This is a genomic window from Amycolatopsis coloradensis (assembly GCF_037997115.1).
GTDB lineage: Bacteria > Actinomycetota > Actinomycetes > Mycobacteriales > Pseudonocardiaceae > Amycolatopsis > Amycolatopsis coloradensis_A.
Genome location: NZ_CP150484.1, coordinates 4,649,524 through 4,661,372, shown reverse-complemented (window position 1 = coordinate 4,661,372; position 11,849 = coordinate 4,649,524). Strand labels below are relative to the sequence as shown.

General features: G+C 67.5%; 11 protein-coding genes. 9 read left to right on the top strand and 2 right to left on the bottom strand.

All coding sequences use genetic code 11. The features are described 5' to 3' along the window. The first annotated feature begins 34 nt into the window (after positions 1-34). Genes LCL61_RS21805 through LCL61_RS21790 form a run of 4 tightly spaced genes read left to right on the top strand, consistent with a single transcriptional unit; the run spans position 35 to position 3,262 of the window. Complete coding sequence (locus tag LCL61_RS21805; protein WP_340681410.1) at positions 35-802, top strand: FAD/NAD(P)-binding protein; 768 nt, start codon at positions 35-37, stop codon at positions 800-802. After that, positions 802-1,539, top strand: a complete 738-nt coding sequence (locus LCL61_RS21800) for an oxidoreductase (protein ID WP_340681409.1) — start codon at positions 802-804, stop codon at positions 1,537-1,539. Before LCL61_RS21805 ends, LCL61_RS21800 begins: the two co-directional genes overlap by 1 nt. After that, positions 1,536-2,831 (top strand): Ni/Fe hydrogenase subunit alpha, encoded by a 1,296-nt coding sequence (locus tag LCL61_RS21795; RefSeq protein ID WP_340681408.1) that lies wholly within the window; start codon positions 1,536-1,538, stop codon positions 2,829-2,831. The genes LCL61_RS21800 and LCL61_RS21795 overlap by 4 nt, the downstream gene beginning before the upstream one ends. Continuing rightward, a complete protein-coding gene (locus LCL61_RS21790) occupies positions 2,828-3,262 on the top strand; it encodes a hydrogenase maturation protease (RefSeq protein WP_340681407.1) in 435 nt (144 codons plus the stop codon). Before LCL61_RS21795 ends, LCL61_RS21790 begins: the two co-directional genes overlap by 4 nt. Positions 3,263-4,387: 1,125 nt before the next feature. On the opposite strand, the gene LCL61_RS21785 is transcribed toward LCL61_RS21790, so the two are convergent. Beyond that, a complete protein-coding gene (locus LCL61_RS21785) occupies positions 4,388-4,621 on the bottom strand; it encodes a hypothetical protein (RefSeq protein WP_340681406.1) in 234 nt (77 codons plus the stop codon). A 175-nt stretch (positions 4,622-4,796) separates the two neighbouring features. Here LCL61_RS21785 and LCL61_RS21780 point away from each other — a divergent pair, with 175 nt between their 5' ends. Together LCL61_RS21780 and LCL61_RS21775 are read left to right on the top strand one after the other, a co-directional pair. Next, positions 4,797-7,352: a heavy metal translocating P-type ATPase gene (locus tag LCL61_RS21780; RefSeq protein WP_340681405.1), complete on the top strand. Its 2,556-nt coding sequence runs from the start codon at positions 4,797-4,799 to the stop codon at positions 7,350-7,352. Continuing rightward, complete coding sequence (locus LCL61_RS21775; protein ID WP_340681404.1) at positions 7,349-8,800, top strand: multicopper oxidase family protein; 1,452 nt, start codon at positions 7,349-7,351, stop codon at positions 8,798-8,800. Before LCL61_RS21780 ends, LCL61_RS21775 begins: the two co-directional genes overlap by 4 nt. 164 nt (positions 8,801-8,964) lie before the next feature. Here LCL61_RS21775 and LCL61_RS21770 read toward each other — a convergent pair whose 3' ends face one another. Continuing rightward, positions 8,965-9,663 (bottom strand): hypothetical protein, encoded by a 699-nt coding sequence (locus LCL61_RS21770; protein ID WP_340681403.1) that lies wholly within the window; start codon positions 9,661-9,663, stop codon positions 8,965-8,967. A 17-nt stretch (positions 9,664-9,680) separates the two neighbouring features. Here LCL61_RS21770 and LCL61_RS21765 point away from each other — a divergent pair, with 17 nt between their 5' ends. The 3 genes from LCL61_RS21765 (at position 9,681) to LCL61_RS21755 (ending at position 11,737) form a co-directional block, all read left to right on the top strand. Further along, positions 9,681-9,878, top strand: a complete 198-nt coding sequence (locus LCL61_RS21765; RefSeq protein WP_340681402.1) for a hypothetical protein — start codon at positions 9,681-9,683, stop codon at positions 9,876-9,878. Positions 9,879-9,919: 41 nt separating this feature from the next. After that, positions 9,920-10,186, top strand: coding sequence for a hypothetical protein (locus LCL61_RS21760; RefSeq protein WP_340681401.1), 267 nt, complete (start codon positions 9,920-9,922; stop codon positions 10,184-10,186). 339 nt (positions 10,187-10,525) lie between these two features. Next, positions 10,526-11,737, top strand: coding sequence for a hypothetical protein (locus tag LCL61_RS21755; RefSeq protein ID WP_340681400.1), 1,212 nt, complete (start codon positions 10,526-10,528; stop codon positions 11,735-11,737). The last annotated feature ends 112 nt before the right edge of the window (positions 11,738-11,849 follow it).

Sequence of the window (11,849 nt, the reverse complement as noted above, 5' to 3'; positions counted from 1 at the left end):
GTGGCACCCCCGCCCCTACCGGGTGGCGGACCGGGTGACCGAAACCAGTGACTCGGTGACGTTGACATTGGCTCCGGCAGGCGATCGGCTGCCGGAGTTCCGCCCCGGTCAGTTCGCCATGCTCTACGCCCATGGCATCGGGGAGATACCGATCTCCGTCAGCGCGATTCCCGGCGACGGGACGCTGGTGCACACCATCCGCGCCGTCGGCCCGGTGAGCCGGGCACTGCACGATGCCGAGCCCGGCACGGTCCTGGGTGTGCGCGGCCCGTTCGGCACGGCTTGGCGGCTCGACGACGACGAGGGCCTTCTCCTCGTGGCAGGCGGGATCGGGCTCGCACCGCTGCGACCCGTGCTCCGGCAGGCCTTGGCATGTCGATCTTCCCGCCGCGTCATCCTCATCGCCGGCGCACGGACACCCGCTGACCTTCTGTACCGGGAAGAGCTCCGTCGTCTGTCCGATATGGATGGTCCCGAAGTCGTACTCACCGTCGACCGCGGCGAGGTCGGCTGGAACGGGCGCGTCGGCTTCGTCACCGAACCGCTCGCCACGCATCCGATCGATCCCGCGCACACCACCGCGCTCCTGTGCGGGCCGGAACCGATGATGCGCTTCTGCGCCAGAGCTCTGCTCGGCCGTGGCGTGCCCGCCGAGCGGATCGAAGTGTCCTTGGAACGGAACATGCAATGCGGCAACGGCCTGTGCGGACACTGCCAGCTCGGCCCGCTTCTCGTCTGCCGGGACGGGCCCGTCGTCGGCTACCCGGTGGCGGAACCCCTCTTCCCGGTGAAGGAGTTGTGATGCTCTCCATCGCGGTCTGGAAGTTCACCTCGTGTGACGGCTGCCAGCTGACACTGCTCGACTGCGAGGACGAACTGCTGCCTTTGACCGAAAAGGTGAAGTTCGCGCATTTCACCGAAATGACCAGTGTCTCCGAACCGGGTCCCTACGACATCTCCCTCGTCGAAGGGTCGGTGACCACCGCCGCCGAAGCCGAGAGGATTCAGCGCATCCGCGAACAATCCGCGGTCCTGGTCGTGATCGGTGCGTGCGCCACCGCCGGCGGGATCCAGGCCTTGCGCAACTTCGCCGACGTCGACGAGTTCCGCTCCGTGGTGTACGCGCGTCCGGACTACATCGAGACCCTGGCGACATCGACGGCGATCGCGGAACACGTCAAGGTGGACTACGAACTCCGCGGCTGCCCGATCGACAAAGGTCAACTGCTGGAGCTTCTCACCGCGTTGGCTGCCGGGCGCGCGCCGGATCTGCCGGACACCAGTGTGTGCACCGAATGCAAACGCCGAGGCCTGACCTGCGTGATGGTCGCGCACGGGACTCCCTGTCTCGGACCGGTGACGCACGCGGGTTGCGGCGCCCTGTGCCCGGCGGTGAACCGCGGCTGCTACGGCTGTTTCGGCCCGATGAAACAGCCGAACGTGCCCGCGCTGGTCCCGTTGCTGCGCCGGAGCGGAATGGGCGACGACGAGCTTCACCTGGTGTTCAGTACCTTCAACACGGCGGCGGAGTGGTCATGACCCATCGCGCGAATCGCATCCTGCAGGTAGCGGGACTCGCACGGGTGGAGGGCGAAGGCTCCCTTCACGTGCGGACGAAAGGTGACCAGGTCGAGAGCGTCGAACTCGCCATTTACGAACCGCCGAGATTCTTCGAGGCCTTCCTCCGGGGCCGGGACTTCCGCGAGCCACCGGACATCACCGCCCGGGTGTGCGGAATCTGCCCGGTGGCCTATCAGTTGAGTGCTTGCCGGGCCATCGAAGACGCCTGCGGCGCCGACGTCGGCCACCGACTGCGCGCGCTGCGGCGGTTGCTGTATTGCGGTGAGTGGATCTCCAGCCACACTCTGCACATCTATCTGCTGCACGCGCCGGACTTCCTCGGCTTCCCGGATGGCATCGCGATGGCCGCCGCCCACCGGGAGACAGTGGAACGGGGTCTCGCGCTCAAAAAGGCGGGAAACCTGATCATGGAGACGATCGGGGGACGCGCGATCCATCCGGTCAACGTCCGGGTCGGCGGCTTCTACCGGGTCCCTGAGTTCCCCGAGTTGCGTGCACTGGCGGATACGCTGCGACACGCCTTGGACGACGCCCTGGAGACGGTGCGCTGGGTATCCGGATTCGACTTTCCCGACCTCGACGTACCCCATGACCTGCTCGCCTTGCGGGACACCGATGGCTATCCACTCGATCGGGGCGAACCGGTGGTCAGCACGGGCCTCCGATTCCCCTCCAGCGAGTTCGGAGAGCATGTGGCGGAACACCAGGTCCCGCATTCGACGGCACTGCACGCCCGGCTGGACGGGCGGATGTTCCTGACCGGGCCGCTCGCGCGGTACACGCTCAACTCCGACCGGCTGTCCCCGCTCGCCGTGAGCGTCGCGGCCGACGCGGGCTTGGAAACCTCATGCCGCAACCCGTTCCGCAGCATCGTGGTCCGCGCCGTCGAGGTCGTCTACGCCGTCGAGGAGGCCTTGCGGATCATCGAAACCTACGAGCGGCCGGATCGGCCGTTCGTCGAAGTGTCCCCTCGTGCGGCGGTGGGCCACGGGATCACCGAAGCTCCACGCGGCCTGCTGTACCACCGCTACGAAATCGACGCGGGCGGGCGGATCCTGAGCGCGGACATCGTGCCACCGACCGCCCAGAACCAGCCCGCCATCGAGCACGACGTGGCGAGGCTGGTCGGTCGCCACGCCGCACTCGACGACCATGCACTGGTCTCGCTTTGTGAACGCGCGATCCGCAACTACGACCCCTGCATCTCCTGCTCGGCGCATTTCCTCGATCTCACCAGGGAGCACCGGTGAACTCGGTCGTCATCGGAGTCGGCAACGAATTCCGGCGTGACGACGGCGTAGGTCCGGCTGTGGCTCGCGAAGTCGCCCGGCGCGGTGTTCCCGCGGAGATCAGTGATGGGGACACCGTGCGGCTCATGGAAACCTGGGAGGACGCGAGCCTCGTCATCCTCGTCGACGCGGTCCGATGCTCGCCCGGTGTGGACGGTCGCTGGCACCGGACCACCCTGCCCGTCCACGGCCCCGTCGCGAGTTCACACGGCTTCGGAATCCCCGAGGCCGTCGAACTCGCGGAGGCACTGGGCCGCCTCCCCGGGGATTTGGTGATCTTCGCGGTGGAGGTGACCGACGTGGGTTTCGGCCTCGGCCTGAGCCCGGCCGTCGCGGCGGCCGTCCCGGACGTCGTGAACGCGGTCCTCGCGGAGATCCGGCAGACGTCGTGAGTGGCGATTCGGGTTCGGGTCAAGAGGGTTCCAGGTATCTGCCGCGGGGACTTTTAAGTACTTCACTGACCCTCCCGGCCACAGGAAGAACGCGGAAGGTGCCCAAGAAAGACTCGCCAGAATCCCGATCGCCTGTACCTGCACCGACCGTCTTGGTCGCGGGGTTCGGAATCAGGTATCCGGTGGTGAAGGCCTCCTTGCCTACGGGGTCGTGAGTGATGAAGAGGGTTCTATTGAGGGGTAAGTCAAAGGTGAGGTGACCTCTGCGGTGAAAGACCCCTTCGCGGCGTGGTTCCGGACTGGCCGACAGGAGTCAGCCGCGCTCTCAGCGTCCACAAGGGACGCTTGTCGGCGACGAAATGCCTGCTTAAAGGCCATCTGCCCATTTTGGCGAGGGGGTCGTGAGTGGCAAGCAGGGTTCTAACCCCCTCTTTGCCACGTAGCTCAAGTTGATCTTGGATGGGGGTCTCGATCGCAAGCGGTAAGGGTTGCCGCAGGTCACGCACTCGGTTGCCCTGGCCGACCGAAGCCGACCGCGCCCCCGAGTGTCCACGAAGGACACTTTTCGCTGACTTAATGTCCGATTGAGGCCTGGATGGGCGGTTTCACGATGGGGGTCGTGAGTGGCGTTTCGGGTTAGAACCCGAATTGCCACTCGNCCTTCGGGACGCCGCCGATCTCGTGCACCAACCCGACCGAAGGCTCCCTTCGTCACATCAGACGCAGCGAAGGGAGCCTTCACCCCACCTGTCAACCTCGCCCAAGATCAACTTAGGCTACGTGGCATTGGGTTCTAACCCTCTTTGCCACTCACGACCCCCTCCCCAGACCGCACAAATCGCCCAAATGTCCCTTATGGACAGTCAGGAAGGTGACTCTTCGGCAAGTCCCACTCCCGCCGCCAACTCCGGCACGCCACCTTTGACTTACCCCTCAATAACCCTCTCTATCACTCACGACTACTTCAAGTGGCCCCTGTGGACAGCCGAGAAGGTGTCCGACCACTGTGACGAGCCCCCTCCGGCACCCGCTTGACCAGCGGATAGCCATCTTTGCCGAGACCCTGACCCGGTAGGTAGCGAAGGAGGCCTTCACCACCTACCGAACGGGCTTACCGAGCACGCTCTAGCCGCGGTTGCCGTCACCGTGTCCCATCGCGCGCATCATCATCGCCATCATCACCGCGCAGGCGACGGCGGCGAGCACGAATCCGGAGCCGGCGACACCGGTCGCCACCAGGATGACGGCGATCGCGAGCATGGGTACACAGCAGACGATCATCAGCCGGCCATGCCCGCCGTGCTTCCTTCCGCCGTCGGGGTCGCGCAGATCGATGCGGGTATCGTCGGATGTGTTCATCGGGAGCTCCTCGGTGACGTCGGCACGGAGACCAGCCACCACCAAAGCTCGCCCGACCGGCCTGCCGCGGATAGGGACCTATGTCGCTCCACCGGGTCACAAGGTCCCTACCTGCAGGGCGTATCGCGGCGAAGAGTCGGCTGGAACGACGTCCCACGTCACAGGGAGTCCTCTCATGACCGTCTCCGACCTTGTCGTCGTCGTCCTCGCGGTCGCGGCCGTCGCCGCATTGGGCTGGTTCTTCTTCGGCCCGCGCCGCGCCCGCACCGCGCGGCTGGACGACGGAGTGCAACGGGTGCAAGTCACCGTGCGTGGCGGCTACCGCCCGGACGTCATCCAGGTCCGCCAAGGTGTTCCGGTGGAGATGGTGTTCGACCGACAGGAGAGCGGGGAATGCACCTCGCAAGTCGTCTTCCCCGACCTCCGGCTCAGTGCGGCACTGCCCGCGTTCCAGAGCACGACCGTGCGCCTCACCCCGGTACGGGCCGGCTCGTTCGGGTTCGCCTGCGGGATGAACATGATCCACGGCACGCTCATCGTCGAACCTGGCACCGAGCCTCCTCCTTCGGACGGGAACGCCGAGGAGCCGCCGGAAACCACGGGGAAGACGACGGAGAACTCCCGGGCGGCCGTCGACGTCGAGGCCGCACAGGCGCGGGAACGACATGCCGAGATCGCGGACCTGACCCGCCGGGTGCTCGTCGGCACGGTCTTGACCCTGCCGCTCCTGTTCGCGGTGATGGCTCATTCGTTGTCCGGTGCGGACCTGGTGCCCGCGGTGCTGCTGGATCACCGGGTGCAGCTCGCGTTGACCACGCCGGTGATGTTCTACGCCGGGTGGCCGATCCACCGCACCGGATGGCTGACCCTCGCCCACCGCGGCGCGGATATGAACAGCCTCATCACCTTGGGCACGACCGCCGCCTATGGCTACAGCCTGCTCGTCACGCTCTCCCCCGGGCTGTTGCCCAGCGACCTGCGGGAGGTGTACTTCGAAGCCGTCGGTGTGATCCTCACCCTGATCATGCTCGGCAGGCTCCTCGAAGCACGTGCCAAAGCCGGCACCGGCGAGGCCATTCGCGCCCTCCTCGGTCTACAGGCCCGCACCGCCCGTGTACTGCGTGCCGGTGTCGAAGCCGAGATCCCGATCGACGAGGTGCAAGTCGGCGACGAAGTCCTGATCCGCCCTGGAGAGAAGGTCCCGGTCGACGCGATCATCCTTTCCGGACAGTCCGCTGTGGACGAGTCGATGGTGACCGGGGAGCCCATGCCGGTCACCAAACGGACTGGAGACACCGTCATCGGGGCGACGATCAACACGACCGGCTCTCTGCGCGTACGGGCGGCCAAAGTCGGTGCTGACACCATGTTGGCCCAGATCGTCAAGATGGTGCGGCAAGCGCAGGCTTCCAAGGCACCGATCCAGCGCCTGGCCGACGCGACCTCCGCCTATTTCGTCCCGGCCGTGATCGCGATCGCCATCGCCACGTTCGCGGTCTGGTTCGTGACCGGTCCGCCGCCCGCGCTGACCCAGGCGCTGGTGTCCGCGGTAGCCGTGTTGATCATCGCCTGCCCCTGCGCGCTCGGGCTCGCCACTCCGCTGTCGATCATGGTCGGGACCGGGAAGGGGGCCCGAGCGGGCATCCTGATCCGTTCCGCCGAGGCGTTGGAGACCGCGCACAAACTCGACACGATCGTGCTGGACAAGACGGGCACGATCACCGCGGGCAAGCCCACACTCACCGACGTCGAAGCCCTCGGCTCACTGTCCGAAGCCGAACTGCTCACGCTGGTGGCGGCCGTCGAAGCCGATAGCGAGCACCCGTTGGCCACGGCCGTCGTCGCCGGAGCCCGCGACCGCGGCCTCACCGTGCCGACCGCGACCGGGTTCGGCTCGATCACCGGCAAAGGCGTACGGGCCGTGGTCGCCGGGCGGGCCGTGCTGGTCGGCACCGCGCGGCTGCTGACCGATGCCGGGATGGACACCGGCGCGCTGGAGCCGATCAGCGTGCGGTTGTCCGGCGAGGGCAAGACCCCCATCCTGGCCGCGGTCGACGGCCGCCCCGCCGGCGTGCTCGCGGTAGCCGACACCGTCAAGGACGACTCCGCCGCCGCGGTCACCGCACTGCACCGGCTCGGTGTCGAGGTCGTCATGATCACCGGTGACAACGCCCGCACCGCCGCGGCGATCGCCCGCCAGGTCGGCATCACCCGCGTGCTCGCCGAAGTCCTGCCCGAGCACAAGGCAGGCGAAATCCGGCGCCTACAGGAAGACGGGCGCCGGGTGGGCATGGTCGGCGACGGCATCAACGACGCGCCGGCCCTGGCCAAGGCAGACGTCGGGCTGGCCATCGGCACCGGAACCGACGTCGCCATCGAGGCCGCCGACATCACCCTGATCTCCGGCTCTTTGGGTGGAGTGGTCACCGCGATCCGGCTGTCCCGCGCCACCATGCGCAATATCCGGCAGAACCTGTTCTTCGCGCTGGTCTACAACGCCATCGGCGTCCCCGTCGCCGCGGGAGTGCTCTACCCGTTCCTCGGACTGCGGCTGTCGCCGATGATCGCCGCGGCCGCGATGGCCCTGTCCTCCCTGTCCGTCGTCGCCAACGCCAACCGGCTACGCCGTCATCACCCGAGGCCGTTGCCCGATCCCGGCGCTGCCACCGTCGAACCACGCGTCGAGACCGGCGCCGACCGGCCCGCCGAGACTGTGACCACCCCACGATGAACGCCGTCGACCGTCGCACCTTCGTCCGGGCGGGGTTGGCGCTGGCCGGAACAGGACTTCTGGCCGCCTGCACGCCCACCGGAGCGGGCGCCTCCCTGATCCTGCCCACCGACCCTCGCGTCGGGGAGGTGGAAGCGCTGCGCCGCACCACCGGCCACACTCGCCGCTACCGGTTCACCGCACAGGCCGCCCAGGTCGACCTCGGCGGCCCCGTGGTACGGACCTGGGCCTACGACGGTTCCGTGCCCGGCAAGGAGATTCGCGTGCGTGCCGGTGACGTCGTCCAGGCCGAGCTGAGCAACCTGCTGCCCGTCGACACCACGATCCACTGGCATGGACCGGCGCTGCGCAACGACATGGACGGCGTACCGTCACTCACCCAGGAGCCCGTGCCGCCCGGCGGTTCCTTCACCTACCGGTTCATCGCGAACACCCCCGGCACTCACTGGTTGCACCCTCACTCCGGCACCCAGCTCGACCGCGGTCTCTACGCCGCCGTGATCGTCGAGGACCCCGAAGACCCCGGCGGTTACGACCACGACTGGACCGTCGTCCTCGATGACTGGATCGACGACACCGGCACCACCCCTGACGAGGTCCTCGGCGGGCTACGCCGAGGCGACGGCGGGAGGGGATCGATGCACGGGATGGGCGGCGGGACAGCGCTGGGCGGTGACGTCCGCTACCCGTACCACCTGATCAATGGACGAGTACCTGCCGCGCCGGTCGTCTTCACCGCGCGACCCCGGCAGCGGGCTCGCGTCCGGCTCGTGAACGCCGCCTCGGACACGGCTTTCCGGGTCGCCCTCGGCTCGCATCGTCTACGGGTCACCCATTCGGACGGCTTCGCGGTCCAGCCCGTCGACACCGACGCACTGCTCATCGGGATGGGCGAACGCTACGACATCGTCGTCACCCTCGAAGAAGGGGTCTTCCCGCTCGTCGCACTCGCCGAGGGCAAGGACGCGACCGCACTGGCCATGGTTCGCACCGGCGAAGGAACCCCACCACCGTCCTCGATCCGTCCGGCGGAACTGATCGGTGACCTCCTGCGCTACGACGATCTCAGGCCCGTCGGGGAGACACCGCCACTCGGCGTGCCGCCCGATGTCGAACACCGGCTCGACCTGACCGGCGGCATGATGAGCTACGACTGGGGAATCAACGGCCTGCCGTTCGACCCGGTGCGGCGCCTGCCGATCAGGGAAGGCCAACGCGTCCGCATCACCTTTCGCAACCGGTCGATGATGTGGCATCCCATGCACCTCCACGGCCATACCTTCCGTCTCGGCGGCACCGGCCTCCGTAAGGACACCGTCATCGTGCTCCCGGGCCGAACCGTCGCCTGCGATCTCACCGCGGACAATCCGGGCCAGTGGATGATCCACTGCCACAACACCTACCACCACGAAACCGGCATGGCGACCATCCTCGGCTATCGGAAGTGAGCCACGACAGGCTCAATCGCCATCCGGCTTAAGCATGGCGAGAAGCAGCGCGCGATTTTCGCCGTCCTTCGCCACCAGGCGGGCATCACGATGGCGCTGTTCCCGAGTGATCTCCGAGCGCCGCTCAGGCCGATGCCGGCGCTGGACGGGTAGAGATTTCGTGCTCACCGCCTCGCCGTGCCGGGCAGGTGACCGCAGCCGGGAATCAGAGGACCCGCTGAGACGGAAGCAGCAGGAGTGCGTACGGCGATCTCGCCGCCCAATTCGGCGCCCTCGGCCAGCCTGAGCCTGTCGCCACTCCAGAACCGCCCGGCGTCGTACCAACTCGGCCGGTGCCCGTGGGGCAGCAGGCCCATCGCGTCATAAGTGACCGCGACTATCTCAGCGCAGTAAGCGGTCTCCAGCGCGGCGTCTCCGGTGTCGCGCTTCTTGAACGGAAGCCGGCCGCCCAGCCAGCGGGCGGCGAGGCGGGCCGTCGACGGGAACGGCGTACCGTCCAGCTTGGCGATGGTGCGCAGAGCGGCATCTTCCTCCTTGTCGCCGACAGGAGGATCGAGCTGGCGCAGCCAGACCTGCTGGTGGTACTGCTCGGTCCACACGAGCACGGCTTGACGGAGGTCGTGCAGTTGGGCGCCGCGCTGGCGAGCCCCCGTCCAGACATCCGGTAACGAACGCCCCAGCTCCGCGTGCCACAACAGCGGCGGAAGGTCTTCGATCACCACCGCCATGCCGACGTGGTTGACCGGGCTGTTCGTCACCATCCGGATGGTGCGATCGGCCGCGGCCCGGCCTCGGAAGAGCCACAGATCGCCCGTGCGTGTGACGGCGACGGCCTCGTCTAGATCGAGCTCTGCTCCCGGCACAGCGGTAGTCTAGGTAGATGCGCTGGTGGAAGGTAGTGGGTCTGGCCGGACTGGCCGGCGTCGCCGCCACCGGAGCGGTGATCGTGCGTGAGGAGCGGCGGCGGCGCGCCTACACCCCGGACGAGGTCCGCGAACGGCTGCACGCGCGTCTTTCGGAGACACCGGACGCCCCTGAAGGCTCGGGCGTCCCAACGGCCCTCGACTCGGGGTCATAGGTCACTGGCTCACCGTGGTCCGGCCACCTCATCGTGGGGATATGACTGAGATCTGGCATCACGACTTCCGAGACGGCCTCACCATCGAGGTCCGCGTCCATCAGGACGGCAGGCTTCTGCACCGCGAGCTTTGCGAGTCGGACGAGGAGGCGACGGCCGTGGTCGAGCGATGGCAGGAGCTCGACGGCGTGACCTGTGAGGTCGACGATCTGACCACCCGACACCGTGCCGGCGACATCCTCGAACCCGAGCCGAGCGACCTTCTCGACGAAGATTCCGCGCCGGACGTCATCGGATATCGAGAGTAAGACAAACGTGGCTGGATCGGTGCGGTGGTCGTGAGTGGCGATTCGGGCTCGAACCCGAACCGGCATTGGGATGGACGACACGCGTGATTCGATGGACGACACGCGTGATTGGGTGGACGACACGCGAAGCCGCCACCCGCGCACCGCGGTGGGTACCCAAGACACCTTGGCGCTAACCCGAACCGCCACTCACGACCACCCCTAGCCGGATAAGGGCCGAAAGCGCCCTTCGCCCAGCGTCGGCCTCGCCTGCGAATACGACACATGTTCGAACACTCCTCAGCAAGGGCCGAGTCAGGTTCCTGACCAAAGCCAGTCTTCGAGAGGAAGGACGCTTCGATGTCCGGAATGAACCGCCGCCCGTCCTGGAAATGGACTACGACAGGGTTGTGCCTGCTGATCGTCTTGGGCATGGCGACGACCGAGGCGAGTGCCGTCACCCTGGGCCACGCGCCCCGCGTGGTCGATCTGGGCACTCTGCCGGGACACGTCTACAGCGAAACGGTGGCTTTGAACGACCGTGGAGAGGTCGCGGGGACTTCCCACAGCGCGGCGTTGGCGACGTCGCGGGCCGTACGCTGGGATTCCCGCGGCCGGATCAGTGACCTCGGCGTCCTGCCCGGTACCACCCGCAGCGTGGCGAACGCGATCAACGAACGCGGCACGGTCGTCGGTTTCTCCTATACCGCTGACCTCGACGACAGCCACGCCGTGCGCTGGGAACCCGGCGGACGGATGGCCGATCTCGGCACGCTCCCGGGCGGGATCGGCAGCTGGGCGGGCGGGATCAACGACCAGGGCACCGTCATCGGGGGTGTCCGGCTCGCCGACCGGCGCTACCGCGCGGTGATGTGGGACCGGAGCGGCCGGATCACGGATCTCGGCCCGCTCCCAGGCGACTCTCAGGCCAACTCGGCGGCCGTCAACGACAAAGGTGTCGTGGTCGGCGCCTCCTATACGGACCCGGCGAACACCCGTCCGGTGCGCTGGAGCCGAAACGGCACCACCGCGCTGGCGCTTCCGCCCGAAGACATCACTGGGAACCCGTTGTGCATCAACGAAAGCGGGGTGAGCGCCGGCAACGCCTATCGCTCTGATTCTGGTCCTCATGCTCGCCGGTGGGACAGCCGTGGCCAGGTCACCGAGCTGCTTCCTCCGCCGGGTGGCGTGCGTAGCCGGGTGAGCGGCATCAATGACGCGGGCACCGTCGTCGGAAGCGCCGACCGCGCCGATCAACAGACCCGTGCCATCCGATGGGACCGGGCCGGGACCGTCAGGGAACTGACCGCTTTCAGCGGTTCGAGCAGCGCCGCGGCGATCAACCGATGGGGCACCGTGGCAGGCAGCGCCCACCTTGCCGACGGCCGCGGCCATGCCGTCCGATGGGACGCCGCCGGCCGGATCACCGACCTCGGCACCCTGCCGGGTAGCAGTATGCCGAGCGAGGCCGTCGCGATCAACGATCGAGGCACCGTGATCGGCAACGGCTACACCTCGAACGGTGAATGGCACGCCGCGATCTGGCGCGCACCCGGGACCAGTGAGGGATAAGGCAAAGCTCACATTCCGCGGGTGGCGCCGAGGCCGAAAAGGCCGGCGGAGAGGGACCTACGACCCTCGTCGCGGGCAGGCTTCTCGGCGACGCTCAACGAAAGTCGAAGCT